Here is a 26751-nt window from a genome sequence, read left to right on the forward strand (position 1 = left end):
CGGCTCAGGCCTCCAGCGCCGAGCGGAGGTCCCACAGCGTGCGCCAGGTGGCGGCGCCCTGCTCGGCGCGGCGGCGGACCGGGCCGTCCCAGTAGCCGAGCAGCCGGGCCGCGTCGGCCGGGTCGTCCTTGCGGACCACGCCGAGGAGTTGGCCGGGGAGCCGGCCGAGCAGGTCGCCGCCGTCGGGCAGGTAGGCCGCGGTGACGCCGAGCGCGGTGGCGACGGAGACCGCCTCCGCAGTGCTCATCACGGTGGACGGCCGCTCGACGTCCCAGCCTTCGGTGGAGCGGCCGGTGCGCAGGTCGCGGAAGGCGGTGACCAGGGCTTCCAGGACGGCGTCGTCCACCGCGTAGGCGGCGCCGGCCCGGGCGACGGCGACGGTGGACTGGCGCCGGACCAGGTCGACTTCGGCGCTGAGGCTGCCGATCGGGCCGACCGTCTCGAAGTTGAACCGTCGCTTGAGGGCCGCGGACATCTCGCTGACGCCCTTGTCCCGCAGGTTCGCGGTGGCGATCAGGGTGAACCCGGCGGCGGCGTGCAGCTGCCCGTCCGGACTGCCCGCCAACTCGGGGACCGCCACGCGCCGTTCGGAGAGCAGCGAGACCAGGGCGTCCTGCACCTCGGGCAGGCAGCGGGTCACCTCCTCGACCCGGGCGACCGCCCCGGTGGTCATCGCGGTGAGCACCGGGGAGGGCACGAGGGCTTCGCGGCTGGGCCCCTTGGCGAGCAGCAGGGCGTAGTTCCAGCCGTACTTGAGCTGGTCCTCGGTGGTGCCGGCGGTGCCCTGGACGGTGAGCGCGCTGGTGCCGCAGACGGCGGCGGCGAGCAGCTCGGAGAGCATCGACTTGGCGGTGCCGGGCTCGCCGACGAGCAGCAGGCCGCGCTCCCCGGCGAGGGTGACGACGCAGCGCTCGACCAGGGCGCGCTCGCCGACGAACTTCTGCTCGATGACCAGGCTCCTGCGCCCGGCCTTGAGCTTCTCGCCGCCGCTGCCCATCGCGAAGGTGACGACGGCGCGCGGGGTGAGGCGCCAGCCGGGCGGACGTGGGCCGCCGTCGTACGCGGCCAGGAACTCCAGTTCGGCGGCGTACTTCTCCTCGGGCGGCACGATCTGCCGGTCAGGGGCTGCGGGGACGGCGGGGGCGGTGATCGTCTCGGCGGTGACCGTCGGGGTGGTGGTCGTAACCGGGGTCGTGGTCGGGGTCGTGGTCGTGGTCGGGGTGGTGGTGCTCATCGCCGGGCCTTCCTGCGCTTGCTGGTCTGGAGCTCTTCGTATCCGGGGGCGTCGCCGTCGACGGTGCGCTGCCAGGCCCGGGCGAACAGGTCGGGGACGGGCAGGGGCACCAGCACGGGCGCGTGGGCGCGCAACTCGTACAGGGCGGCCTTCCAGGTCTCGGACGGCAGGCCGGGTGACTTGGCCTCCTGCCAGCCGCCGGGCAGGAAGAGGCCGCGACCGGCCCGGGACCGCTTGGCCTCCAGGACCAGGGCGGTGGCGGCGAGTTCGGCGCGGGCCCGCTTCAGCCGCGCGGGCTTCCAGCCCGTCCAGCGGGCGGTGTTGCGGTCGGTCGGGTCGGGCAGGGCGAGCAGTTGGAGGTAGAGCGCGGCCGCGTCCTCGCCGAGGTCGTGGGTGCGGGAGACCTCGGCGACCAGCTCGGGGACGGACAGCTGCGGGTTCTGCAGCCAGGCCGGGCCGTCGGCGGCAGCGGCGGAGGCGGAGGCCATAGCGGAGCCAGCGGGGTCGGCCAGTCGCTCCGGCTCGCCGCGCAGGACGGATTCGATGGCGCCGCGCTCCACGGCGAACCAGTAGCTGCCGGAAAGCCCGTCGAGCAGGTCGAGCAGCGGGTCGTCGGGGCCGGTGAGAGCGGCCGGACGCAGCCAGACCCGCTCGTACTCCTCGTGGTACGGCATGAGGACGAGCGCCGGGCCGCAGCGGACCAGGCCGTCCGGGTCGGCCCCGCCCGCGGCGGGCAGGCCGAAGTGGGTGCGCAGCACGGCGGACAGCGGCGTGCCCTTGGCGGTGCGGACGAGGTCGAGGTCGAGCAGCAGCTCCGGGTCGGCCAGGCGTTCACGCAGTGCGGCGGCGGCCCGGGGCAGCGTCGGGCGCAGCGGACTGTCGGCGGGCAGGTGGTAGGCAAGCCAGCGCAGGGCGTCGACGGCCCTGGTCAGAGCGCCGGAGTCGGGCACCGCGGTGAGGTCTTCGGGCACGAGCCGGGGGCCGGCCGGCCCTTCGCTGCTGAGCCGGAAAGCGGTGGTACGGGTCAGCCACGGGGTGTGGGCGGGGTTGAGCACCTCCTCGATGGTGGTGATGGACACGCCCTGGACGGTGGCGTGGACCTCGTCGGGGACGGTGACGAGTCGTCCGAAGCGGCGGATCCAGGCCTCCGCGCCGGCGACGACGTCGGGGCCCTCGGTCCACAGCGTCTTCGGGTCGGCGGGCAGCAGGGCGCTCCAGACGGCGGCGATGCCGGCGTGGTCGTGTCCGCGCAGCCAGTTCTGGGCTGCCTTGCACGCGGCGGGCTTGAGGCCGTACTCGGCGGGCACGTCGACGGGGCCCCAGTGCAGGAGGCCGGTGGGCGGGCAGAGCAGCAGGGTGGCACGGGCGGTGCCGATGCCGGTGAGTTCGGAGAAGGCGGCGGCGCGGGCGCCGTCCCACGGGACGCTGCCGTGCAGGGCGGCGGCCCGACGGAACTCGGCGACCCAGGCGGCGTCGACCCGCTCCTCGGTGCCGCGCTCCTCGACGGTGGTGAAGTGCGCGACGGGGCCGAACTCGCCGCTCGGATCGTGGTCGACGGCGAGCCAGTGCACCGTGCCGTCGGTGAACTGGCGCTGGTGGCCGAGGATGACGACGGTGCGGTCGCCGTGGCGCAGCACCTCGCCCTGGCGGTGGGTGACCGGATGGACGGTCCTGGCGCTCTCCGCCGTCTCGCCGAGGACGATCTCGCGCAGGGTGGCGCCCCGGTCGGCGAACGGGCCCCCGGTGAGCTCGTCGAGCAGCAGGGCCAGCGAGGAGCGGTGGGCCGCCTGGGTCAGCGGGGAGGCCACGGCGTGGGCCAGGACGTCGGTCCGGCCGAGCAGGTGCAGCCAGCCGTGGCTGGCGTCGCCGCCGTGCAGGGTGACCGTCGCCGGGGTGCTCCAGCCCTCGCCGTTCGCTGCGGGCGGGGCGGCGAGCGCCGTGCTGACGGTGCGCAGGTTGTTGAGCACCCAGCAGCGGTCGGAGGTGCCCCAGTTGTTGCCGAAGCCGCCGGTCTCGGGCAGGACGGCGCGGACGGCGTCGCGCAGCTCGTCGTCGCGGCCGTGCTCGGGCCGCCACTCGGCGGCCGCCGCCGTGCCGGGGCGCTCGGCCTCCGGCTGCGGGAGGAAGCGGGCGATCCGGTCCAGCAGGTCGGCGGCGGCACGGGCGAGCCCGGCGACGCCGGCGAGGAGCAGCGGGTGGGCGATCCCGGGCAGCGCGGCGCCGACCGCCTCGACGGGAAGGCTGTTGCGGGCCGCGCCGCGCTGGGCGAGCGGGCGCCGCGCGCCCTGGACGGTGAGCCAGCGCTGTTCGTCCTCCGGGACGGGCTCGGCGTCGACGGGCCAGGCGAGGTCGATCAGCCGGGCGGCCTGCTCGGCGGTGACGGCGCGCAGCACCCGCGAACCGGCCTCGTCGCGGGGCCGCAGGGCGTGCCAGTGGTCGTACGGCGGGACCAGCGCAGTACCGGCGGCGGAGAGCTCACCCGGCCGGCAGGAGCGCAGGTCGGCCGTGCGGTCCGAGCGGTCGGTGAGGTCGGGCAGGTTGAGGGAGAGGTGGTCGCCGGTCGAGCGGCTGACCAGCGGGGCCGCCGCACCGGGCAGGGCGAGCCGGCCGACCGGGACGGTGTCCGGCTGGCGGCCCGGCATCGGCAGGACGATGCGCTGCCCGTCGGCCGTGAAGGTGGTGAGGGCCCGGCCGGGCTCGCTGCGGACCCAACTGCCGAGGACGGTGCCGTCGGTGCCCAGCGGCGTGCGCTCCAGGCCGGGCTGCAGCGGCAGCAGCTGGACGCTGCCGTCGAGGAGCCGGCCGGCCGCGGCGGTGGCGGCGATCACCGGCGGCTCGGCGGCGCGGCCCAGGGTGCCGGTGAGCGGGTCGAGTTCGCGCAGGACGGGCCCGTCCGGTCCGTGCCGGAGCGTCCAGTAGCCGGTGCCGTCGCCGAGGACGGGGTGCTCGTGCGGCATCCGGGTGTCGCCGGGGTGCAGCGGGCGCTCGCCGGTGGTGCGGCCGCCGCCGGGCAGCGGGAGGGACGGCGCCTCCGGGTGCCGCTCGCCGTAGTGGTAGCCGGCGATGGTCCGGCCCTCCAGCTCGAAGGTCTCCTCCGGTCGGCTGGACCAGTACGCCTTCTGCCCGCCGCCTTCGGACCAGACGACCAGGAGTTCACCGTCGACGAGGCGCAGCCGTGGCCGGTTCCGGTTCTGCTGCGGCTCGGGCACGCGAAGGGTGTGCTCCAGCAGGATGCCGTCCGGGCCGACCACGATGGCCCGGTCGAGGCGGGCGAGGATCAGGCACGGCCAGGCGTCCTCGACGATCAGGCCGCTCAGGCCCTGGGCGCTCAGGCCGGGTGCGGTGGCGGGCGGGGCGGTGACCGGCGGCGCAGCGGCGGACGGGGCGGCGGCCAGGCCGGGGTCGGTGGCCGGCGGGGCGGCGGGCGGATCGGCCAGCTTGGCGAGCGCCTCCTCCAGGGCGGGCCAGCCGAGTTCGTCGAGGATGCCGCTGCCGAGGGCCCGGGCGAGCAGGCTGGTGACGTCGAGCGCGGCGATCTTCTCGGCGGCGGCCGGGGCGACCGTCCGGATGGCGGTGCGGTGCTGGCTCAGCGAACGGGTCAGGTCGGCGGCGCCGGCCAGGCCGCGGGCGGCGGTCAGCTCGTCGGCACGGGCCTCGGCCCACTCCGCGAACAGCTCGCTCAGCAGCGGCAGGACGTGCGCCTGGCGACTGGCGGCCGTCTCCCAGGCGGACGGGGTGGCGCGGCGCAGCAGCGGCCGGTAGCGGGCGTCGGCGGCGACGGCCGCCAGCGCGGGGCTGTCGGGGCCGCAGTGCCCGACCCAGTCGCGCAGGTCGAAGCCGAGGCCGGCCGGCGGGTCGGCCACCGGTACGCCCTCGGCCAGCAGGAGGTCCAGCAGGTCGAGTCGGGTGTTGCTGGCGCGGATGCCGGTGAACAGGTCGACCGGGACGGCGTCGGCCCGCAGCCGCCCGACCATCCGGCCGGCCAGGGCGAGGGTGGCCCGGCAGCTGGGCCGGGTGCGCCAGCCGCGGCCGAGGTGGTGGCACCAGCGCTGCAGCCAGGCGGCGGCGGGCTCGGCGCCCTCGGCGCGCGGGCCGGTGAGCAGTTCCTCGGCGCCGGTCGCGGCGAGGACGTCCAGCCAGGCGATGTCCTGCGGGCCGGGGTCGGAGCCGGAGGTGGCCGGGTCGGGCAGCAGCTCCAGCAGTCGGGCCCGGACCTCGGCGTCGCGCTTGCCCAGTTCGACCAGCGGGCCGTGCCAGGACTTCCAGAAGGCGGCGGGCGCCCGGTTGACCGCCGGGGAGGCCAACAGTTCGGCGAGCAGCGCCTGTTCGTGCTCCGTGCGATCCAGCCCGGCGGCCCGGATCAGCGCACGGGCGTCCTCGGCGACCCCGGCGTACGGGGCCATGCCGGCCGCGGAGCGCTCGGTGCACAGCTGGCGGAAGCGCTGCCAGGCGGTCAGCGGGTCGAGCCGCCGGGCGAGCTCCTTGACGTACTGGCGCAGGGACTTGACGGTGAGCGCGCCGGCCAGGGCGAACTCCAGGAAGACGGCGCGCAGCCGCTCCTCGTCGACCGTCAGGCCGTGGGTGCGCTCGGCTTCGCGCGCCTTGCCGAACCAGGCGGCGGCGTAGGTCTGGTTGCCGTGGCCGTGGAAGATCCGGCCGACCTCCTCGCAGAAGGTGGGCAGGAAGTGCGGGACGGCGCGGCCGAGTCGGCCGGCGAGCTCGTCGAAGCCGTCCTTGGCGGCGCCGGGCTTGGCGGCGACCTGGCGGCCCAGCCGCTCCATCTCCTTGACCAGGGCGAGCGCGTGGTGGCCGTTGGCCGGGTCGTGGACCAGCGCCCAGGCCGGAAAGCCCAACGCCTCCTGGCGGACCTGGCCGACCTCCGCGGGCCCGCCGTGCGGCGCCAGGCCGAGGAAGTCGAGGGCCAGGTCCTCGGCCTGGCCGAGCGCGCCGGGGACCAGCCGGACGATCCGGCGGCCGTCCAGCGCGGGGTGGGTGTAGCCGCGCGCGGTGAGCACGTCGGCGGCGCTGTCGGGGCGGCCGGCGTCGGCCAGGGTGCCGGGCGGCAGTACGGCGCCGGCGTCGAGCAGGGCCTCGGACGTGGCGACCAGGTACTGACCGGCGGCGGTGGCGTCCGAGCCGGCGGTGATGGTGTTCGGGCCGGTGGCGGTCATGCGGCGTCCTCCCCTGCGATCGTGCGGCCGGCGTACAGGGCGGCGGCCATCCTCATGCCCTCGGACCAGGCGACCGGTCCGATCTCGGCGAGCGGCAGGGCCCGACCGTCGGGGCCCGCCCAGCTGAGCGCGCCGGTCTCGCACGCGTCGTACTCGTAGTAGTCGCCGACCCAGACCCTGGCCTCGACGGTGCGCCCGCCCTCGGTGATCGGCTGGACCGCGGAGCCGCCGCGGACCCGGCAGCCGAGCCGGCTGCACCGTCCGACCAGCTCGCGCAGCTCGCGGTAGCGGCCGCCGGCGTACGCGGTGACCTCGGTGCCGCCCGGCAGCTCCTCCGGTCGGTGCCAGACCTCGCGGTAGAGCTGCTGGACGCGCTGGGAGACGCCGAGCTCGACGGCGAACTCGCGCAGCTCGTCGAGGTCCTGGAGCAGGACGGGGTGGGGTATCAGGACCTCGCCGTCGGTGAGGCGGACGGTGTCGCCGTCCAGGTCGACCAGGCCGAGGCCGCGCTCGGCGTCCGCACCGCGCAGGAAGCCGGCCACCGAGCCGTCCGCACCGGTGACCACCAGGTCACGCAGCACGGCCTGCCAGGCCTCGTCCGGCCACACGGCGCTGAGCACCGCGGCGGGCACCGGCAGCGAGCGCACCATCCACCGCTCGACGTCGTCCTGGCAGCGCCGCTCGTGCCCGGCCAGCCACTCGGCGAGCTGCTTGAGCTGGGTGACCACCGGGTCGTCACCGAGCTTCGACGGAACGGACTTGAGCTCGCGGCCCGCCGCGTTGCGGCACACCACCCTGCCCTCCCCATCGAGCGCGACGCGGTACCCTCCCACGCCCGTCTCCACCCATGCCAAGGCCGCACTCCTCCCACCGGAAACACCCGTCGATGGCCTGCTGACCAGCGATGCGAGGAACGTAGCGAGGGGCACTGACAACGCGACGGGCGAGGTGGAGGCGCTTGGGACGAGAGAAGTCCAAACCACTCGATCGGGTAGGAACCGACGCCGGCGGGCCGCAGGCGACCACCTCGTCCATCACGGGCTGCGGCAGGTTGGCGAGCACCGGCACGCCCTGCATCTCGTCTTGAGATACGCGGGCGGCCGCCGCTGCCGCCGCCGGGTCACCCGAAAAGACGACGTAGGGCGAACCCACCCGCCCAGCCGACCGTCGAGCGCCTAGCGTCGGGACGAACCCGCCGTCCGGAGCGGGGAGCACCGGGAGGTCTCGTGATCGACGGCTTGCGGTTCGCCCGCCCGCTGGAGGTGCGGTGGATCCACGGGTCACCGTCGCCGAAGCACAACACGGATCCGGAGATCCACGTCCACGAGTACGACGAACACTCCGTCATCATGCGGCAGAACAAGGCGGTCCACTACGAAGCCCCGTTCCTGTACCTGCTGTTCGGGACGGAACGCGCCCTGCTGATCGACACCGGGGCCACTGCCGAGCCCGAGTTCTTCCCGCTGCGCACGGTGGTCGACGGGCTGATCGACCGGTGGCTCGCCCGCAACCCCCGGGACCGCTACGAACTGCTGGTGCTGCACACCCACGACCACGACGACCACGTCGCCGGCGACCGGCAGTTCGCCGACCGGTCCGCGACCACCCTCGTGGGTGCCGAACAGTCGTCGGCCTGGCCGTACTTCGGCTTCGACCGGAACCCGGAGGCGGTGGCCACGATCGACCTCGGCGGCGGCCGGACCGTGGAGTGCCTGGCCACGCCCGGGCACCACGCCTCGGCGGTGACGTACTACGACCCGTGGACGGGCTTCCTGCTCACCGGCGACACCGTGTACCCCGGGCGGCTCTACATCGACGACTGGGTGGCCTTCGGGCGCACCATCGACCGGCTGCTCGACCTCGCCCGGCGCCGTCCGGTGACGTACGTCCTCGGCTGCCACATCGAGATGACCCGCCACCCCGGCGTGGACTACCCCGTCCGCACCACCTACCAGCCCAACGAACCGCCCCTCCAGCTCACCGTCGGCCACCTGCGCCGGATCCGCGCCGCACTCGCCGAATCCGGCCCGACCCCGACCCGCCGCGCACTGCGCGACCTGATCCTCTGCCCGGAGGGATGAGGCCGGCCCCGGCAGGGGCGAGGCTCATCCCCGCAGGCTGGCCGCGCCGCTCCCACAGCGTGTGCTAGCGGCCGTGGTGTTCGGCGGCCTGGGCCTCAGTGGCGAGCGCGTCCGAGGGGTAGTGGTGGCAGGCGGCGGGGTCGCTGTGGACGGCGAGGATCGCGTCGATGTCGTCCTCGGACGGGCGCAGCAGCGACAGCCGATCGGCCGTCAGTTCATCGTGTCCCACCATCAGACGATGGTGGGACTGCCTCACTGCGCCGTTGCGGGGGCCTTCGGCGCCGGGGAGAGGCCGGTGCAGCCTCGCAGGCCGTCGCGGCGCTTGAGGGCGGCCTCGGCGGTGGCGCCGGCGACCGGTTCCGGGATGCCCTTGTCGTCGATGGTGGCCGGGGTGAAGGCCTCGCCGGTCACTTTGCCGTCGGCGGTGAGGGTGAGGGTGGTGACACCGGTCTCGTTGGAGTTCGGGTAGTCGGAGGTGCCGTACCAGAGGAAGTTGCCGAAGCCGTACCCGATGTAGGTGTCGCCGAGCATGCCCGAGCCGACCATGGTGTGGGCGTGGGTGCCGACCACGGCGGTGGCGCCGGCGCCGGCGAGCTTCTTGGCGATGGTGGTCTGCGCGGCGGTCGGGCAGGCCTTGCCCTCGTCGCCCCAGTGCAGGTAGACGAGGACGACCGGCGCCTGCTGCTTCGCCGTCTCCACCGCCTTGACCAGTGCCGGGACGTCCAGGGCCGAGGCGATGCCCGGCTTGTTCGCGCCGGCCCGCCACTTCTGGTTGGTGAGGTCCTCGACCTGGCTGGCGGCGACCACGGCGGCCTTCACCCCGCGCACGGTGGTGACGTACGGGGCGTACGCCTCCTTGGCATTGTGCCCGACGCCGACGACCGGGATCGGTGAGGAGTCCTTGGCGGCGAGGGTGTCGGTGAGGCCGTCGGCGCCGAAGTCCACCGCGTGGTTGTTGGCCATGGAGACGACGTCGACGCCCGAGTCCTTGAGCACCGACAGCGCGTTGGGCGAGGTGCGGAAGGTGTACGTCTTCGGTTCCGGGGCGCCGCGTCCGGTGATCGCGGTCTCCAGGTTGAGGACGGACAGGTCGGCGTCGGCGAGGGTGGCGGCGATCGGGCCGAGCGCCGGCTCGGGCGCCTTGACGGCCAGCCGGGCCTCGGTGCGGCCCTCGAAGTGGACGTCTCCGGCGAAGGCGACGGTGATGGTGGCGTCGGGCCGGGGCGCGGTGCTCTTGCCCGGGGCCGCGCCGGGGGTCGGGGCCCCAGGGGTCGTGGCGGCGGGAGTCGGCGCGGGCGCGGCACCGGGCGGCGCGGGGGCGGGGTCGTCCGGTCCGCAGGCGGTGACGGCGGTCAGTCCGACGAACAGCACGACGGCGGCCGCGGCACGGCGCATGAGTGGTTCCCCCCGGAGGACGGTGCAAGAACGGTCAGCCTACGCCACCGGATCACCACCAATTGGGCCCGGAGCCGCAACATTCCGGACACAGGAGGACACCGGCGGCCGCTCCTCCGCTCCCCAACGGCCGCGCCGCCGTTGGCCCGCCGTTGTCCCAACCGGCCCAACCGGTCCTCCCGATCCGGCCACCCCGTCCCTGGCGCGGCGGCGGGAAGGGCGCGCAGCGTGGTGATACGGGGAACCCCGTCCCGCGCCGGGGTCCGGAGGTGTGACGTGATGAGCAGCAACGTGGGCAGCGCCCCGGCCCACGACCCGGCCGACGACCCGGCCCACGACCCGGCCGACGTGCCGGGCGGCAGCCAGTCCTTCCCCGCCCGGAAGCACTGGATCGTGGTCGGCATCGACGGCTCCGAGCCGTCGAAGGCGGCTCTGCGCTGGGCGGTCGGGCAGGCCGTCCTGACCGGGGCGGCGGTGCACGCGGTGGCGGCCTGGGAGTACCCGTCGCCGTACGGCTGGTTCGCACCGATGGTGGACGACGGCTTCGAGCGGACCGCCCGCCGCACGCTGAGCGCCGAGATCGACGAGATCCTCGGCCCGGAGCGCCCGGTGGAGGTCCGGGAGAGTCTGGTGCTCGGCCACGCGGCCGACGTGCTGCTGGAGGCGGCCGAGCAGGCCGACCTGCTGGTCGTGGGCAGCCGCGGCCGCGGCACCTTCGCCCGGACGCCGCTGGGCTCGGTCAGCACCCGGTGCGCGGTGCACGGCAGCTGCCCGGTCGTGATCGTCCGCTCCGCAGGGAGGGAGACTGCGGCGACGGAGCCGGCGACCGACACGGGGGATGTGCCCGACGCGGACGAGCGGGCGGTCCGCACCAAGGACTGGCAGCTCACCCTGCACGTGGTCGAGGGCCGGGACACCACCCGGGTGCACGCAGTCCTGGACGCCGACGGCAACCTCCTGCACAGCGACGCCCTCTCCCACCGCAACCCCCTCGACGCCCCGGCTCCGCAGGTCGGCGACGAGTTCGCGGTCGGCCGCGCACTGGTCGACCTCGGCCGTCAACTGCTGCGTGCCGCCGTCCACCGCGCCACCGGGCCCGCGGAGGAGTGAGCCCCGAGGAGGCCCGAGCGGCCCGAAGAGGCCCGAGCGGCCCGTGGAGGCCCGAGGAGGAGGGGCACGGAAGAGTGAGCCCAGACCGGCCGGGTACGTCATGCTGAACCGCGACACCCCGACCGACGACCGGACGCCCGGTAGACCGGAAGAGCCGCACCCGCCCATGGACACCACCCCCGACCCGCAGCCCGCCCCTGACCCCGGCCCCGGCCCCGGCCCCGGATCCGGCCTGGATGCCCCCCGGGCCGACGTCGCACCCGATTTCACGCCAGCCGAGCGCGCCCGGGGCCGCGCGCTGCGCCGCGCCCAGCTGCCGTGGGCGCTGGGTGCCCGGCTGGCGGGCCTGACGCTGTCCCTGCTGCTCGGTCTCACCCCTGCCGGTGCCGCCCTGGTGACCGCCGTCGGCCGCTGGTTCGGCGGCTCCCGCACCGCCACCGTCCTGGCCGGTGCGGCGGCTCTGGTGGTCGTCGGGCAGGCGCTGCAGCTGCCGTTCGGCGCCGGGGCGAGGTCCGTCCGGGCCCGGTACGGGCTGGTGACGCAGGGCTGGGCCGGCTGGGCGCTGGACGCCCTGCGCGGTCTCGCGCTCACCCTCGTCCTGGTCCTGCCGCTCGTCCTCGGGCTGTTCGCGCTGACCGCCTGGTCGCCGCAGCGCTGGTGGCTGCCGGCGGCGGGCGCGGCGGCGCTGCTGACCGGGGCCCTCTCCTTCCTCCACCCGCTGCTGGTCGAGCCGGTGTTCAACCGGTTCACCCCGATGCCGCCCGGCGAGCTGCGCACCGCGTTGCTGGCACTGGCCGCGCGGGACGGCGTCCGGGTGCGGGACGTCCTGGTGGCGGACGCTTCCCGCCGGACCACCGCGCTCAACGCGTACGTCTCCGGCCTGGGCGCGACGCGGCGGATCGTCGCGTACGACACGCTGCTGAACACCGCCGAGCCGCGCGAGGTGGAGCTGGTGGTCGCGCACGAGCTCGGCCACGTCAAGCATCGGGACGTGCCGGTGGGCACCGCGCTGGGCGCGGTCGGGGCGGCGGTCGCGGTGGTTGTCCTCGGTCTGCTGGCCTCCTGGCAGCCGTTGCTGGACGCCGCCGGGTCGACGGATGCGGCGGACCCGCGGGCGCTGCCGCTGCTGGCGGCGCTCGCGGCGCTGCTGGGCGCGCTGTCGGGGCCGGCGCAGTGCGCGGTGAGCCGCCGGATCGAGGCCCGGGCGGACCGGCATGCACTCGAACTGACCTGTGACGCCGAGCAGTTCGTGGCGATGCAGCGCAGACTGGCACTGGCGAACGTCTCCGATGTCGACCCACCCAGGGTGCTTGAGCTACTGTTCGCCACTCACCCGAGTGCGACCCGTCGGATCGCCGCCGCCCGCGCCTGGCAGGCCGCGCGGGTCGCCGAGTCCGCGCAGGCGGCACGGGTCGCACAGGGGACGCAGGGCACGCCGCAGGACACGCAGGAAACGCAGAGCACACAGAACCCGCACGGCCGGTCGGCGCCGCAGCACCGCGCGAACCCCGGCAAATCCGTTGTATAGTGCAACAAACCTCAGGGAGGTAGGAACGCCGTGCCCGGCCGCCAGTCGTCCATCGACACCATCCAGCGCGAGCTGACCGCCTTCGCCCGCCGCGCCCGGCACAAGGCCTCCCAGCTGCACCCCGACCTGTCCCTGGTCACCTACAGCATCCTCGACCTGATCACCGAGCGCGGCGGCTGCCGGGCCGCCGACGTGGCCGCGTACTTCATGCTCGACAAGTCCACCGTCAGCCGCCAGGTCACCGCTCTGGAGAAGCTCGGGCTGCTGGCCCGCGAGGCCGACCCGGACGACCAGCGCGGCCAGATCCTGCGCGCCACCGAGGCCGGGCTGACCCTGCTGCGGGACGCCAACGAGCAGCGCCGCCTGGCCTTCACCACGCGCTTCACCGACTGGTCCGACGAGGACGTCGCCCGCTTCGCCGCCTACCTGGCCCGCTACGGCGAAGAGGGCTGACAGCGGAGGACCTGCGCGGTGGCGGGCCAAAATGAGCCCTCAGCGTGTGAAGTCTCCGCGCGAACTTTCCGCGCGAACTCTCCGTGTGAACCCTCCGCGTGAACTCCTCGGGTGAGTCCTCGAGGTGCGCCCCGCCACCCCCACGGTGTACAGAGGAGAGGTGCCCCTCCGGCAGCATCCCGATGCGCCGCGCCCGCCGCGCCCGCCGCGCCCGCCACGCCCGCCGCACGCGCCGCGCTCCCCCGACCGCCGCCGCGCCTGGCGGCCCGACCGCCGAGTGCTGACGGCGCTGACGCTCGCGCTGATCGTGCTGATCACCGTCGTCGACATCCTCTCCCCGCCGGACATCCACCTCGGCCCGCTGCTGATCGTCGCCCCGGCACTCACCGCCTCCTTCGCCGGCCCGCGGGCCACCGCCGGGGTCGCGCTGCTCGCGCTCGCCGCACTGACCGTGATCGGCTCCGTCCGCGACGGCCTGACCAGCGCCAACATCGAGACCCAGCTGAGCGCGCAGGTCGTCGTCTCCGCGCTGATCGTCGGCCTGCGGGTGCTGCGCGAGCGGCACGAACGCGCACTGGCCCGGGTCCGGTCGGTGTCCGAGGCCGCCCAGCGGGTGCTGCTGCGCCCGCTGCCGGAGCGGATCGGGCCGCTGCACCTGGCCTCCGTCTACCTCGCCGCGGAGGCCGAGGCGCAGGTCGGCGGCGACCTTTACGCGGCCGCCCGCACCGCCACTGGCACCCGGCTGCTGGTCGGCGACGTGCGCGGCAAGGGCCTGTCCTCGCTCGGCGATGCGGCGCTGCTGCTCGGCGCCTTCCGCGCCGCCGCCCACCTGCACGCCGAGCTGCCCGACCTGGCCGCCTACCTGGACGGCAGCGTCAGCTGGGACCTCGCCCAGCTCGCCGAACAGTCCCGACGGGACCGGCAGGCCCGGCTCGCCCTGCCCCGCCCGTCCTCCGAGGGCGCCCCGGAGGAGGCCGACGAGGCCGGCGAGTCCTTCATCACCGCCGTCCTGCTGGACATCCCCGACGACGGCTCACCGGTCCGCCTGATCGACTGCGGCCACCCGCCCCCACTGCTGCTGCGCCCCGAGGGCATCACCACCCTGGCCGCCCGCCGGCCCTCCCCGCCGCTGGGCCTCGGCGAGCTCGCCCCGGTGGCGTACGAGGTGGAGACATTCCCGTTCCGCCCCGGCGACCGGCTGCTCATCTACACCGACGGCGTGATCGAGGCCCGGGACGGCCAGCGGCGCTTCTACCCGCTCACCGAACGCGTCACCGCCTGGCGCGCCGAACGCCCCACCGCCCTGCTCAACCGCCTCCGCCGCGACCTGCTCGCCCACGTCGGCGGCCGGTTGGACGACGACGCGGCCATGGTGGTGGTCGAGCGGCTCCCGGCTGCCTGCTGCGGTTTCCCCGGCCGTGGATGACCAGGCACCGCACCCTGGCGCTGCCCTCGGCACGCACCCTGACACCGCACCCTGACACCGTTTTTGAACGTCGAAGCGGCGCCCCCGCGTTGCCCGGGAATCGTCCGCGGTCTACGGCTTGTACGGCAGCTGCGGCACGTCGAAGCAGTCGGTGGCCATCGACGGCACCTGGGTGACCCAACCGCCCTGCCCGGCCTGCCCAGCCTGCCCGCCTTGGCCGACCTGCGCCGCGTCCTGCCAGCGGGCGGCGTTGAGACAGGCACGGGTCGGACCGGTGGGCGGCGGCTGCGGCACGAAGGAGGCGGACAGGATCAGGCCGTGCGCGTCGTACGGCTCGGCGCGGTTCATGAAGGCCTCGACGCAGGAGCGGGTGGGCGCGGCGCCGCAGGAGTCCAGCGCGTCGATCAGCCACTGCGCGCCCGCCCAGCCCTCCAGCTCCCAGGCCGACAGCTCCCCGGCCCGGTCCGGGTAGTAGCGGGCCATCTCCGTCCGGAACGCACGCACCGTCGGGTACCGCTCGTCCTCGTAGTTCAGGCTCGACGAGGTCGCCCAGAGCGCGTTGCGGCAGTTCGGCGAGGCGGCGTAGTCGGCGCGCACCGACTCCGACCAGTTCTGCACGTTGGTGACCTTCGCCGCCACCGTCACCCCGGCTTCGTCCAGCGCGCGGCACAACGCCGCGTTGCCCCGGCTGTCCATGGCGTCGAACAGCAGCTGCGAACCGTCCGCGTGCACGGCGGCTGCCACCGCCTGGAAGTTCGGCAGCGCGAAGTCCACCGTCTGCAGCAGCACCCGGTACCCCTCGGCCTCCAGCCCGGCCTTCAGTTGTCCGGCGTAGCGGGCCGAGTCGGCCTGGTTGTACGCGACCACGGCGGCGCTGCTCGCGCCCAGGCGCTGCTTGAAGAAACGGAACACCTCGGTGCTCTGGTAGAGCGTCCCGTTCCAACCGACCGCCCGCCCGTCCCGTGGGGCACTGCTGCCGTAGATCCCGTACAGGTGCGGCCAGCGGTCGTACGCCGTGCCGATCGGCTGGCCGCCGACGTCCGGCACGCCCTTGCCGCTCACGTACGGCGCGCCCGCGTAGTCCAGGACGCTGCCGCTGACGAAGGCGAAGACGTGCGCCTGGTCGATCAGCCGGTGGACGCAGTCCTGGTTGCCGACGCCGCTGCCGCCGTCGTCGCAGGTCACCAGGCGGACCGTGCGCCCGTGCAGGCCGCCGTGGTCGTTGAGGGCCTGGAAGAAGGCCTGCGCTCCGTACCGAGGACCGCTGAACACCTCGCTGCCGACCGGGCTGGTGAGGGAGGTGACGATGCCGATCCGGATCTCGGTGGCGGTGACACCGGTGTCGGAGGCGGGGTTGGCGCTTCCGGCCGCCCCGGCGGTGGGGGTCGCGCGGGCAGTGAAGGCGTCGGCGGGAAGCCGGGTGCCGCAGCCCACGAGGACGAGGCTCAGGACCAGGATCAGGATCAGGACGAGGGTGGGAGCGGGGGCGCGGGCCGGGGCGGGAGCAGCCGCCGGGACACGGCCGGGCCGCCGGCGCGCGAACGCGTCGGCGGCCCGGCGCCGCGGCGGGGCGGTCGGCCGCACCCGGTCAGCTGCAGCCGGGGATCGGGGTGGCGCTGGAGCCACTGGCGCCACCGGCCTGGGTCAGCAGGGCGCACAGGGTCGAGCGGGCCACCTTCCACGTGCCGTTGTCCAGGACGGCCTGGCCGGACGCGCTCGGCTCGACCACGGCGCCCTGGAGCGAGAGCGAATAGGTGACGGTCGCATCGGAGGCGTCGCTGAACGCCACGTCATTCACCTTCGCCTGCACCTGGCCGACCCGGGGGTCCTGCGAGAAGCCCTGGAGCACCGGGAGCAGCATGTCGCCGCCCTGGAGCAGCTTGGCCTTGTCGGGGATCGGAGTACTGGGGTCGAAGAACCGCTCCCAGTTGGTGGTGATCTCCGCCTTGGCGGTGGCCGGGTCGGCGGGTGCGGTGCCGGTGGCGCTCGCTGAGGCGGTGGCACTCGCGGAAGCCGTGGCACTCGCGGAGGCGCTGGCGGAGGCCGTAGCGCTCGCGCTCACGCCCGCCGGGGAGGAAGCCGTGGAACCGGACTTGCTGCTGCTGCACGCGGCCGCCGTTCCCGCCAGCACCAGGGCGAGCAGCGCACTCGCCGTCCGCAGGCGCCGGCCGCCGCCCGTGGGGGTGCCGCTTTGCGTCACGTGCATGGTGTTCCCTCTCGACTGCGCCGCCCGGGGCCGGTCTCCCGGCGCCCCGGATGCTGTTCCAGGCCGATCCTGGAAACGTCTCAAGTGACACCATGAAGGCGGATCCATGGACGAATCGCAATCCGGAGGAGAAATCACTCGTAATGCCCCAACGGGTTCCCCCTTCCGGGGCGGCACGTTCCCGGGCAGGGCGTTCCGGGGCGGGGCGTTCCGGGGCGGGGCGTTCCGGGGTGCGCGGGAGTGGGCGGGCTGGCTCCTCGTCGCGGTCGGGGCCGTTCTGTGCGTGCTCGGCTGGTACGGGGTCTCCGGCGAGCGGTTCGTCGAGCAGCAGATCCCCTACCTGGCCTCGTCCACCATCCCGGGCGCGGCGCTGATCGTGTCCGGAGCCGTCCTGGTCGCCCTGCGGCTGCCGTCCCCAACGGGGAGCGACGAGCTGACGGGCCGACGGGTGGAACGGCTGTACGGGCTGCTGGTCGAGCCGGACACCGAACCCCACGTCGGACGTAGCGTCGGACGTGGCGACGAAGGCGGCACCGGACGGGGCACCGGACATGGCCTCGGGTCGGACGTCGGGCCCGAGGCGCCGGATCCGGCCGACCGGGGCGACGACCGGTGGCTGGCCGTCCCCGAAGGCACCCGCTACCACCGGCCGGACTGCCCGCTGGTCGCCGGCAAGGCGCGGGCCCAGCCGGTGGACGCGGACGCCCGCCGCGCCCGGGGCCTGACGCCCTGCCCGCTCTGCTCACCACCCGCCCCGGGCCCCGGCCCCGCCACCCGTCCGGGCGAACCCGCCCCGCCCGGCGACTGACCACCCGTGAACGCCCTCCTCAGCGCGGCCGCCCCCGGCTCGCTCGGCCTCACCGTCGACCTCGCCCTCGCCGGGCTCACCGTCGGCAGCGCCGCCGCGCTCAGCGGCATCGGCCTGGTCGTCTGCCACCGGGCCACCGGGGTGCTCAACATCGCCCAGGGCGCCCAGGCCATGGCCGTCGCCTACCTGCTGCGCGACCTCGTCGTCGTCCGGCACTGGCCGGTCTGGCCCGCCGTCGCCTTCTGCCTGCTGGCCGTCGCCCCGCACTCGGCGTACTGCTCGACGTCCTCGTCTACCGCCCCCTGCAGCGGCGCGGCGCCGGACCGGCCGAGACCATGGTCGCCGGCCTCGGTGTATTCGTGCTGCTCATCGGCGTGGCCGTCCTGCTGTGGGGAGCGGCACCGCTGGCCGGCACGCCCTCGCCGATCGGCGGCCCCCCGATCCGCCTGCCCGGCGGGCACACCCTGCGGCCCGACACCGTCGCCCAGCTCGCCGCGATCCTCGTGCTCGGCCTCACCGTTTTCGCCACCACCCGGTGGGCCCGCTTCGGCCTCCGGCTGCGCGCCGTCGTCGACGACCGCCGCCTCGCCGCCCTCGCCGGAGTCGACGCCGACCGGCTCTCCGCCGCCGGCTGGGCATTCGGTACCTTCACCGCCGGGCTCGTCGGCATCGCCCTCGCGCCGTACCTGCTGCTCGACCCGTACGGGCTGCCGCTGCTGGTCATGGAGACCATGGCCGTCGCGGTCGCCGCCCGGCTGCGCAGCATCCCGGTCGCCGTCGCCACCGGGCTCGGCCTGGGCATCGCCCAGTCGGAACTCACCCGACTGCGCCCGTCGGGGCAGCTGCTGCCGCTGGTCGAGGCCGTGCAGTCGAACCTGTTCGTGGTCGCGCTGCTCGCCACCGCGTTGCTCGCCGGGCCGCGCATCACCGGGGAACGGAGCGAGGCCGCGCCACTGGCCGTCCGCCGCACGGAGAGCGGGCACAGTGGTGGCGGACGGCTCGCGGGAACGGTCTGCCTGGTGCTGCTCCTGCTGCCGCTCGGCTTCCGGGGCAACGACCTGCGCAGCGCGCTGCTCGTCCCGGCGCTGGCGCTCGTACTGCTGTCCATCGTCGTGGTCACCGGGTACGGCGGGCAGATCTCCCTCGGACAAGCCGGGTACGCGGGCCTCGGCGCGCTCGGCACCGCGCTGCTGATGTCCGGCCGCATCCCCGGCATCCCGCCGCTGCCCGCCGTGCCCGCTCTGCTGATCGCCGTCCTGGCCACCGCCCCGCTCGGACTGCTCACGGGTTGGCCCGCGATCCGCCGACGCGGGCTCGCACTCGCCCTGGTCACCTTCGCAGTCGGGACGGCGATGAGCCGCTTCGTCTTCCAACAGCCGTACGCCACCACCGGGCTCGTGCTCGACCGTCCGTCCATCCTGGCCGGCGACCGCGCCTTCTACCTCGCCGAACTCCTCCTCCTCGGCGTCGGCCTGCTCGCCGTCCGGGGCCTGCACCGGGGCCGACTCGGGCGGGCGCTGAGCGCCATGCGCGACCACGAACCGGGCGCGGTCGCGGCGGGCGTGGACGTCCCGGGCCTGAAGCTCCTCGCCTTCGTCGCGGGCGCGGCCCTGGCCGCACTCGGCGGCGGCCTGATGGGCCTCGCCGGACGCGCCTTCGACCCCGCCGCCTTCGATCCGGTAGGCGGCCTGCTGTGGTTCGCGGCCGTCGTCGTGGCCGGCGCCGACAGCGCCCTCGGCGCGGTCCTGGCCGCCGCCCTCCTCATCGGCCTCGACGCGGGCACCGTCGCCGGTGTCTCCGCCGTCGCCGTCGGCGCCCTGGCCGCAGCCATCGGCCGCCTCCCCGGAGGCCTCGCCGCCCTCCCCCACCACCGCCACCGCCATGCCGCGGCCCTGCCGCCTTCCCGCCTCACCCCGGCGGGCCGCCGCGTACGGGAAGCCATCGCGGTGCGGGGGCGACGGCCATGAGCCCCGCTCATGACCCATTCGGGTGGCATCGTCGCGGCAGGCGGACGGTGACGTATGCGGACAGGCGAGTGGGCGGCGAGGGGCGCCCATGAGCAACGCTCATCACCCGTACAGGTGGGCCGCGCAGCAACCGCCCGGCCGCAGACGCGGACAGCCGCCCACCGCCACGGAATGCCCATGAGCAACGCTCATCTGCCTGCTCGGGCAAACCATCGCACTCATCCCGGAGGCCGCGACGCAGAATGAGGAGACATGAGCAACACTCATCCCGCCGCCCGTCTCACCGCCCGGGGCATCGTTCGACGCTACGGGGGGATCGAGGCCGTGGGCGGGGTGGATCTGGTGGCGTTGCCGGGGCGGATCACAGCGCTGGTCGGGCCCAACGGGGCGGGCAAGAGCACGCTGTTCGACTGCCTGGCTGGCACCGTCCGGCCCGATGCCGGGCGGGTGTTGCTCGGCGGTCGGGAGGTGACCCGACTGTCCGCGCACCGGCGGGTGCGGCTCGGATTGGCTCGGACCTTCCAGCAGATCGCCGTGTTCCCGACGCTCTCGGTGGCCGACAACGTCCGGGTGGGTGCCGAGCAGCAGGACAGGCGGGACGCGGCCGAGCGGACGGTCCGGGCGTTGCGGCTGTTCGGGCTGCAGGACGTGGCTGCCGAGTCGGCCAGGACGCAGCCCACCGGCGTCCTGCGGCTGGTGGAACTGGCGCGGGCGCTGGCGGGCGGCCCCCGGGTGCTGCTGCTGGACGAGCCGGCGGCGGGGCTCGACGGCGCGCAGACGGCCCGCCTGGTGTCGGTGCTGCGGGGCCTCGCCGGACGCGGCATGGCGTTGCTGCTGGTCGAGCACGATGCCGAGCTGGTCGCCGAACTCGTCGACACCGTCTACGCGATGGCCGAGGGGCGCGTGGTCGTCGGCGGTCCGACCGCAGCCGTCCTCTCCGATCCGCGGGTCACCCGGGCTTGGGGGGCGGTGGCCTGATGCCCGTGGAAGCCGCCCTCCGCGACGCCCGGGTCCGGTACGGACCGCTGGAGGCTCTGCACGGGGTCGACCTCGCCTTCCCGTCCGCCGCCGTCACCGTCCTGCTCGGCCGCAACGGCGCCGGGCGGACGAGCGCCCTGCACGCCCTCGCCGGGGTCGTGCCGTTGTCGGGCGGGCGGGCGATCTGGCGGGGGCGGGACGTCAGCGGGTTGTCGGTGCACCAGCGGGTGCGGCGGGGGCTGGCCCTGGTGCCGGCCGAGCGCGGGGTGTTCGGATCGCTGACCGTCGCCGAGAACCTGGCCCTGGGCGGGCCGGGGCGGCCCGAGGTGCTGGAGCTCTTCCCGGAGTTGACCGCCCTGCTCGATCGCCGGGCGGGCACCCTTTCCGGCGGTCAGCAGCAACTCGTCGCCGTCGGAAGGGCCTTGGCGGCGAAACCCGCCCTCCTCCTGCTCGACGAGCCCGAGCGTGGATTGGCCCCCGCCGTCGCCGCCCGGATTCACGCCCACCTGCTGGCCGGCGACGGCACCGGTGCCACCGGCGCCACCGCCGAAGGCCGTACGGTCGTGCTCGCGGCGCAGTCGCTGCCGCGCAGTCTCGCCGGGGCGGCAGTGGTGCACGTACTTCACCGGGGCGAGGTGGTCTTCTCGGGTGAGCCCGGGGAGCCGATTCCGGGGTGGTTGACGACCACCCGGTGACGAACGCCCCAGATCAACCCGACCGACCCACCCCCCGACCCACCCCCCGACCCACCCCCCGACCAACCCGCCGACCAACCCGCCGACCCGGCCGGCTTGGGCCGCGACGACGTCGCCCTCGCGCCCGAGGCCGCCGAGCAGGACGACCGGCGAGCGGTGGCTGGCGAGCGGGGCCGATACACCTCCCCCTCCGCGAGGACGACACCCCGCCCGGACGATCACGAATTCGGGCTCTGCCGCTGACCGCCGTCGTATTACCCCGACGCGGGTGCCGGGTGCCGGGTGCCGGGCGCTGACTCAGCCGTGCTGGGATGCGGGCGGTTGCCTGGTGGATAACGCCGCTGACCGGGCTCACCCTGTGACGAGCTGCTCCGCCAGCACCGCCGCCTCCTCGGCGACGCCGAGGAGGGTCGCGGACTGCCGGTTCCGCTGCCAGTGCACGCCCATGAAATGCAGGTCGGGCACGACCGTGCTGCTGGTGTCCGTCTGGAGTGGAAAGCCCATCGTGTCGAAGGCCTCGGGGAAGTGCACCCAGCTTGCGAAGTCCGGGCGGTAGCCCGAGGTGAAGAAGACCACCCTCACGGCTTTGCACGGGCTGCACGAAGCCGGCCATCACTGGCCGCCCGGCACGCCACCGACCGTGTCCGGGGCCGAATCCGAGGCCGAATCCGAGGCTGGGGACCCAGACGGCGAAACCGAGAACGGCGACCACCAGGCCGACGACCGCGCCGGGAAGGCCTGACGCCCCGCAGCCGTCCTCAGGCCGACGGCCGGTACACGTACGGCGTCGTGGTGCTCAGCCATGCGAAGCCGAGGCGTTGGAGGATGGGGCGGCTCTGGTCGCTGGCGTCGACCTGCAGGTACTGGTAGCCGAGGTCGGCGGCGAGGCGGGCGCGGTGGGCGACGAGGGCGCGGTAGATGCCCCGGCCCCGCCAGTCGGGTACGGTGCCGCCGCCCCAGAGGCCGGCGAATCCGGTGCCCGGGTTGAGCTCCATCCGGGCTGCGGACACCGGGCGGTCGCCGGCCATCGCGACGACCATGTGGAGCGTGTCGGTGCCGTGCCGGAGGTGGTCGAGCATCCGCTCGCGCAGGTTCGGCAGGGCGGTGCCGAAGGCCCGTTCGTGGGCTTCCGTCATGAGGTCGACCCCGGCCGGGTCGGTCACCGGCTGCAGCCGGACGCCTTCCGGCAGGGCGGCGTCGAGGGGCAGGTCCTCGATCCGGGCGATCATCAGCGCCTCGTCCGGCTCGGGCGTGAAGCCGGCCGCCAGCAGCCGCTCGCCGAGGTCGGCGGGGCGGTCGTGGGAGTAGGCCTTCCACTCGAACTCCAGGCCCAGTCCGGTGAAGTGGCGCACCTGCGCCGCGATCGCCGCGTCCGCCCCGGCCTCGTCCAGGTCGGACCACAGCACGCCGTTCCAGTCGGTCGCCGCACCCACCTGCCGCACCACCCCGCCCACCCTGCCTGCCCCGCCCACCGCATCCACCGCGCCGTCGCGCTCGATGCGGACACCGGGGTCGTCTGCCTGCGCGTTGCGCCGGATCCGGTCGTCGAACAGGGCCAGCACCTCGTCATGATCCATCCGATCACTTCAGCACGGTGCGGGAACGGGCGCCATCGAGTTTCCGCCCGGTCTCCCTCAACCGGTCGGCCGTTCGCTCCGACGTTCGCCCCGACGATCGCTCCGGCGCTCGCACCGACGGCCGCGCCGACGTTCGCGCCGACGGCCGACCCGCGCGGATCGTCTCGCTCGGCGCCTCCGAGCCCACGATGGCGTCCAACAGGTCGCGGGCCGCGGCGAGTTCGTCCATCTGCCGGGTGATCCGGACGCGTTCCCGGGCCAGGCCCGCGAGCAGTTCCGGGCAGGTCGGGCCGGGGCGGCGGTGCCCGGGGAGCGGCAGGCCGGGGAGGATCCGGGCGATCGCGGCGCTGTTGAGGCCGGCCGCGAGGAGGGTGCGGATGCCGCGGACGGCGTCGACGTCCCGTTCCCCGTACTCGCGGTAGCCGCTGGGGCGGCGCTCCGGGACGAGCAGGCCCTGCTCCTCGTAGTAGCGCAGGGCGCGCGGGGTGGCCCCGGTCCGCCGGGCCAGCTCTCCGATCCGCATCGGGCACCTTTCGGGTGGGATCTGCGCCTTGACTCTGCCGTCGGCGTGAAGGTCTAGCGTAACCGCCATGACGAACCGACGATCTTCCTCAACCACCCTCCCCCGTGCCGCCGTTGCCGTGCTGGGCCTGGGCCCGATGGGCCAGGCGCTGGCGGGAGCGCTGCTGACGGCCGGCCATCCGGTCACCGTGTGGAACCGCACGCCGGGCCGGGACGGCGAACTGCTCGCCCGCGGTGCGCGGTCGGCCGAGAGCGCCGCCGAGGCGGTGGTGGACGCCCCGCTCGTCCTGCTCTGCGTACGCGACCAGCACGCCGCCCGGGCCGTGCTGGACACCGCCTGGCCGGTCCTGCCCGGCCGCACCGTCGTCAACGCCACCTCGATCGCGCCGGACGACGCGCGGGCGAACGCCGCAGCCGCCGAGGCCCGGGGCGTCCGCCTCCTCGACGCCGCGATCCTCACCCCCACCCCCACCATCGGCCGCCCCGAGGGCACCATCCTGCTCAGCGGCGACCCCGAGATCTTCGCCGCACACGAGGAGACGCTCCGGGCCCTGGGCACCGTACGCCACGTGGGCGCGGACCCGGGGCGGGCGGCCGCCTTCGACGCGGCCCTGTTGGACCTGTTCTGGACCACCGTGCACGGCTGGGTCCACGCCCTGGCGCTCGCCCGCGCCGAGGGCATCAGCGGAGCCGAACTCGCGCCGTACGCCCAGGGGTTGCCGCAAATCCTGCCGCCGGTGATCGAGAGCTTCGCGCAGCGCGCGGACGACCGCCACCACCCGGGCGACCGGAGCACCGTGGCCTCCGCCGCAGCCGGGCTCGCCCACGTCACGCACACCGCCCGGGCCCGCGGCCTGGACACGTCCGTCCTCGACGCCGCACTCGCCCTCACCCGACGGGCGGTCACGTCCGGACACGGCCCGGACGGGGTGTCCTCCCTGGTCGAACTTCTGGCCGCCTAGCGGGCGTTCGAGACCCGCCCGGCTGACCCCGGCCCGGACGGGACCAGACATGACCGGACCGGAGGACCGGACCCGACCGGGCCTCCGCCCGGAAACCTCGCGTCAGCCGGAACAGGTATCGAACACCCCCGCGGCGCTCTCGGACTCGGGCAGCCAGTCGCGGTCCGGCCGGTACTCCAGCCACCGATTGCGGCGGCCGGTGTCGGCGAAGGCGCGCAGCAGGGGCGGGAGGCCGGGGTGCGGGGAGTGCTTCGGCCAGACCAGGGACCAGGCGTAGAGGGGGGTCGGGTCGATCAGGGGGACGGTGCGCAGGCCGGGTAGGTCCGGGAGCGGGGCGTCGGCGGGGAGCAGGGTGACGGCGTCCGGCGTGGTGGCGAGCCGGGTCAGGAAGTGCTCGACACCGAGGGTGGACTGCGGGGGCAGGGTGGTCAGCTGGAAGCGCTCGGCGAAGCGTTGCAGGAACTCCAGGCGGGCCAGCGCGGCGGGGAGCAGGAGGCGGCTGGTGCGGAGGTCGCCGGGGCGCAGCGCGTCGGCGCCGGCCAGCGGGTGGCCGGCGCCGAGCACCGCGTCCACCGGCTCCAGGCGGACGAGGCGGTGGGCGAGTTCGTGTTCCCTCCCGTCCGGCAGCGCGTGGTAGCGGCCGAAGCCCGCGTCGATCTCGCCGCGCAGCAGCGCGCCGAGCACCGAGGGGAGGTCACGGCCGTGGCCGATCTCCAGCGGCAGGGAATCGACCTCCAGCGCGCCGACGGTGCGCAGCGGGGCGAACAGGTGGCCCCATACGTCCAGTCGCAGTGGCCGGGTCTCGCCGCGCACCGCCACCACCGCGGCTTCGCCGGCGGCCAGCACGGCACGGGCCGGCTCCAGCAGCCGCTCTCCCGCCGCGGTCGGCGCCGCGCCGCGGCCGCCGTCCCGGTCCAGCAGCCGCTCCCCCAGTGCTTCCTCCAGTCGGGCGATGCGCTTGGAGAGCGCCTGCTGGGTGATGGCCAGCCGCGTGGCGGCGCGGCCGAAGTGCCGGTGTTCGGCGACGGCGAGGAAGGCCCGCAGCTGGGCCGGATCGAGGTCCACGGGCCCATGGTGACGGCCGACAACCATCGGTTGTCAAGGCTGCTGACCGGTTGTTGGATCTCGCACCGGCGCCCGGAGGAAGGTGGGGGCAACGGAGAGGAGCACACCATGAAGGCGTTCACCGCCACCCGCGACGCGGCCGCTACCGTCCGGTTCGCCGAGGTGCCGGAGCCGCAGCCGGGCGTCGACCAGGCGCTGGTCAAGGTCGAGGCGTACTCGGTCAACCGGGGCGAGACCTTCCAGCTGGAGCGCCCGCCGGGCGACGGTTGGCGGCCCGGCAAGGACGTGGCCGGGCTGGTGGTGCAGGCCGCGCCGGACGGCTCCGGGCCGCCGGTGGGCAGCCGGGTGGTCGGGCATCCGCCGGCGCTCGGCTGGGCCGAGTACGCGGCCGTGCCGACCGGGCAGCTCGCGGTGCTGCCGGAGGGCCTGACGTCCGTGGAGGCCGCGGCCCTGCCGCTGGCCGGGCTGACCGCGCTGCGCCTGCTGCGCACCGCCGCCCGGCACACCGGCCACCTGGCCGGGCGGCGGATCCTGCTGACCGGGGCCTCCGGCGGGGTCGGCCACTTCCTGACCGAGCTGGCCGGCGCGTCCGGCGCCCGGGTGACCGCGGTGACCGCCTCGACGGAGCGCGGGCAGCGGCTCGTCGAGCTGGGCGCGGCCGAGGTGGTGCACCGGGTGGCGGACGCCGAGGGGCCGTTCGACCTGGTGCTGGAGTCCACCGGCGGCGCCGACCTGCCGGTGGCGCTGGACCTGCTGGCGCCTCGGGGGCTGCTGCTCTGGTTCGGGCAGGCCAGCCGGCAGCCGGTGACCCTGGACTTCTTCGCGCTGCTGACCGGCCCGACCAGCGCCACCATCCGGCAGTTCAGCTACGCGGACGTGGACGAGCCGGACGGCGCCGACCTGGCGGTCCTGGTGGGCCTGGCCGCCGAGGGGCGGCTGCACCCGGAGCTGGGCGCGGTGCGGGACTGGCGGGAGACCCCCGAGGTGCTGGCCGACCTGCGCGGCCGCCGGATCCGGGGCAACGCCGTACTGACCGTCAACTGACATGCCATTGATTCATCCGCACGTCCGATGATGAGCGGAACAAGAGGAAGAGGGAGAAGAACGATGAACACGCTCGACCCGAAGGCCGTGGTCGTCCGGTACGTCAACGCCGTCATAGAGGGCGACCTCGCGGTGATCCGGGACAGCTTCGCCGAGGACGCCACCTGGGAGTACCCGGGCGACCTGCCACTGAGCCGGACATGGACCGGGCGGGACGCGATCGTGGACGACTTCCTGGTCGGCGCCGGCCGCTTCTTCGCCCCCGGCGGCGCGCCGAAGGTGACGCTGACCAACGTGCTGGCCGACGGCGAGCAGGTGCTCGCCGAGTGGCTTGCCCAGGGCACCGCGGTGGGCGGCGGGCACTACGACAACCGGTGCGCCGGCATCTTCACCGTGGCCGACGGCCGGATCACCAGCGTCCGGGAGTACCTGGACACCCGGATGGTCGGCCGGGTGCTCTTCCCCGAGGCCTGATCCGGCGATCACGGTGCCCGCCGCGTGATCGGCGCCGGCGACTCCCCTCAGGGCC

Annotated in this window: 23 protein-coding genes and 1 pseudogene; 13 read left to right on the forward strand and 11 right to left on the reverse strand. The window is 75.0% G+C overall.

The genetic code is table 11. The annotated features are described in order from the left end of the window. Positions 1-4: 4 nt before the first annotated feature. The 3 genes from AC0B61_RS01740 to AC0B61_RS01750 are packed head-to-tail and all read right to left on the reverse strand — an operon-like array spanning position 5 to position 7259. Positions 5-1234 carry an ATP-binding protein gene (locus AC0B61_RS01740; protein ID WP_471738595.1) on the reverse strand — a complete coding sequence of 410 codons (1230 nt, stop codon included), beginning with the start codon at positions 1232-1234 and terminating at the stop codon, positions 5-7. Beyond that, on the reverse strand, positions 1231-6405 hold the full coding sequence (locus AC0B61_RS01745) for a hypothetical protein (protein ID WP_471738596.1): 5175 nt from the start codon (positions 6403-6405) through the stop codon (positions 1231-1233). Before AC0B61_RS01745 ends, AC0B61_RS01740 begins: the two co-directional genes overlap by 4 nt. Continuing rightward, entirely contained in the window at positions 6402-7259 is an 858-nt protein-coding gene (locus AC0B61_RS01750; RefSeq protein ID WP_471738597.1) for a DUF4132 domain-containing protein, read from the reverse strand. The genes AC0B61_RS01745 and AC0B61_RS01750 overlap by 4 nt, the downstream gene beginning before the upstream one ends. A 372-nt stretch (positions 7260-7631) precedes the next feature. Here AC0B61_RS01750 and AC0B61_RS01755 point away from each other — a divergent pair, with 372 nt between their 5' ends. Beyond that, entirely contained in the window at positions 7632-8486 is an 855-nt protein-coding gene (locus AC0B61_RS01755; RefSeq protein WP_471738598.1) for an MBL fold metallo-hydrolase, read from the forward strand. 64 nt (positions 8487-8550) lie between these two features. Here the strand turns inward: AC0B61_RS01755 and AC0B61_RS01760 are convergent, their stop codons facing one another. Both AC0B61_RS01760 and AC0B61_RS01765 read right to left on the reverse strand, forming a co-directional pair. Continuing rightward, positions 8551-8718 (reverse strand): hypothetical protein, encoded by a 168-nt coding sequence (locus AC0B61_RS01760; protein ID WP_471738599.1) that lies wholly within the window; start codon positions 8716-8718, stop codon positions 8551-8553. Positions 8719-8738: 20 nt separating this feature from the next. Next, entirely contained in the window at positions 8739-9881 is a 1143-nt protein-coding gene (locus tag AC0B61_RS01765) for a CapA family protein (RefSeq protein ID WP_471738600.1), read from the reverse strand. A 279-nt stretch (positions 9882-10160) separates the two neighbouring features. On the opposite strand from AC0B61_RS01765, the gene AC0B61_RS01770 reads away from it, so the two are divergent. From AC0B61_RS01770 to AC0B61_RS01785, 4 genes are all read left to right on the forward strand, one after another. Further along, positions 10161-10991 carry a universal stress protein gene (locus AC0B61_RS01770; RefSeq protein ID WP_471738601.1) on the forward strand — a complete coding sequence of 277 codons (831 nt, stop codon included), beginning with the start codon at positions 10161-10163 and terminating at the stop codon, positions 10989-10991. A gap of 166 nt (positions 10992-11157) precedes the next feature. After that, positions 11158-12519 carry a M48 family metalloprotease gene (locus AC0B61_RS01775; RefSeq protein WP_471738602.1) on the forward strand — a complete coding sequence of 454 codons (1362 nt, stop codon included), beginning with the start codon at positions 11158-11160 and terminating at the stop codon, positions 12517-12519. A gap of 30 nt (positions 12520-12549) precedes the next feature. After that, a complete protein-coding gene (locus AC0B61_RS01780; protein ID WP_471738603.1) occupies positions 12550-12972 on the forward strand; it encodes a MarR family winged helix-turn-helix transcriptional regulator in 423 nt (140 codons plus the stop codon). Positions 12973-13249: 277 nt separating this feature from the next. After that, positions 13250-14398: a PP2C family protein-serine/threonine phosphatase gene (locus AC0B61_RS01785; protein WP_471738836.1), complete on the forward strand. Its 1149-nt coding sequence runs from the start codon at positions 13250-13252 to the stop codon at positions 14396-14398. A gap of 111 nt (positions 14399-14509) precedes the next feature. On the opposite strand, the gene AC0B61_RS01790 is transcribed toward AC0B61_RS01785, so the two are convergent. Beyond that, the gene (locus tag AC0B61_RS01790) at positions 14510-15865 is read right to left on the reverse strand and encodes an ABC transporter substrate-binding protein (RefSeq protein WP_471738837.1); all 1356 of its coding nucleotides are present in this window, start codon (positions 15863-15865) and stop codon (positions 14510-14512) included. A gap of 121 nt (positions 15866-15986) precedes the next feature. Next, the gene (locus AC0B61_RS01795; RefSeq protein ID WP_471738604.1) at positions 15987-16604 is read right to left on the reverse strand and encodes an MTB12 C-terminal domain-containing protein; all 618 of its coding nucleotides are present in this window, start codon (positions 16602-16604) and stop codon (positions 15987-15989) included. A gap of 283 nt (positions 16605-16887) precedes the next feature. Between AC0B61_RS01795 and AC0B61_RS01800 the strand changes: the two genes are divergently transcribed. The 4 genes from AC0B61_RS01800 (at position 16888) to AC0B61_RS01815 (ending at position 21052) form a co-directional block, all read left to right on the forward strand. After that, positions 16888-17412, forward strand: a complete 525-nt coding sequence (locus AC0B61_RS01800; RefSeq protein WP_471738605.1) for a hypothetical protein — start codon at positions 16888-16890, stop codon at positions 17410-17412. Between the two features lie 359 nt (positions 17413-17771). After that, positions 17772-19379 carry an ABC transporter permease gene (locus tag AC0B61_RS01805; protein WP_471738606.1) on the forward strand — a complete coding sequence of 536 codons (1608 nt, stop codon included), beginning with the start codon at positions 17772-17774 and terminating at the stop codon, positions 19377-19379. A gap of 252 nt (positions 19380-19631) precedes the next feature. Continuing rightward, entirely contained in the window at positions 19632-20357 is a 726-nt protein-coding gene (locus tag AC0B61_RS01810) for an ABC transporter ATP-binding protein (protein ID WP_471738607.1), read from the forward strand. Further along, entirely contained in the window at positions 20357-21052 is a 696-nt protein-coding gene (locus tag AC0B61_RS01815; protein ID WP_471738608.1) for an ATP-binding cassette domain-containing protein, read from the forward strand. Before AC0B61_RS01810 ends, AC0B61_RS01815 begins: the two co-directional genes overlap by 1 nt. A gap of 351 nt (positions 21053-21403) precedes the next feature. On the opposite strand, the gene AC0B61_RS01820 is transcribed toward AC0B61_RS01815, so the two are convergent. Beyond that, positions 21404-21628 carry a hypothetical protein gene (locus AC0B61_RS01820; protein ID WP_471738609.1) on the reverse strand — a complete coding sequence of 75 codons (225 nt, stop codon included), beginning with the start codon at positions 21626-21628 and terminating at the stop codon, positions 21404-21406. Here AC0B61_RS01820 and AC0B61_RS01825 point away from each other — a divergent pair. Further along, positions 21615-21794: a hypothetical protein gene (locus AC0B61_RS01825; RefSeq protein ID WP_471738610.1), complete on the forward strand. Its 180-nt coding sequence runs from the start codon at positions 21615-21617 to the stop codon at positions 21792-21794. The two genes, AC0B61_RS01820 and AC0B61_RS01825, sit on opposite strands and share 14 nt — an antisense overlap. A gap of 16 nt (positions 21795-21810) precedes the next feature. On the opposite strand, the gene AC0B61_RS01830 is transcribed toward AC0B61_RS01825, so the two are convergent. Both AC0B61_RS01830 and AC0B61_RS01835 read right to left on the reverse strand, forming a co-directional pair. Next, entirely contained in the window at positions 21811-22629 is an 819-nt protein-coding gene (locus AC0B61_RS01830; protein ID WP_471738611.1) for a GNAT family N-acetyltransferase, read from the reverse strand. A gap of 148 nt (positions 22630-22777) precedes the next feature. Next, positions 22778-23152: pseudogene (locus AC0B61_RS01835) on the reverse strand (MerR family transcriptional regulator); the annotation flags it as partial. A 67-nt stretch (positions 23153-23219) separates the two neighbouring features. Here AC0B61_RS01835 and AC0B61_RS01840 point away from each other — a divergent pair. Next, positions 23220-24113, forward strand: a complete 894-nt coding sequence (locus AC0B61_RS01840; RefSeq protein ID WP_471738612.1) for an NAD(P)-dependent oxidoreductase — start codon at positions 23220-23222, stop codon at positions 24111-24113. 102 nt (positions 24114-24215) lie between these two features. Here AC0B61_RS01840 and AC0B61_RS01845 read toward each other — a convergent pair whose 3' ends face one another. Continuing rightward, a complete protein-coding gene (locus AC0B61_RS01845; protein WP_471738613.1) occupies positions 24216-25178 on the reverse strand; it encodes a LysR family transcriptional regulator in 963 nt (320 codons plus the stop codon). 108 nt (positions 25179-25286) lie between these two features. Here AC0B61_RS01845 and AC0B61_RS01850 point away from each other — a divergent pair, with 108 nt between their 5' ends. Continuing rightward, the gene (locus AC0B61_RS01850) at positions 25287-26222 is read left to right on the forward strand and encodes a zinc-binding dehydrogenase (RefSeq protein WP_471738614.1); all 936 of its coding nucleotides are present in this window, start codon (positions 25287-25289) and stop codon (positions 26220-26222) included. Positions 26223-26285: 63 nt separating this feature from the next. Beyond that, entirely contained in the window at positions 26286-26696 is a 411-nt protein-coding gene (locus AC0B61_RS01855; protein ID WP_471738615.1) for a nuclear transport factor 2 family protein, read from the forward strand. Positions 26697-26751: the final 55 nt, after the last annotated feature.

Source organism: Kitasatospora sp. NPDC023385 (assembly GCF_055664045.1).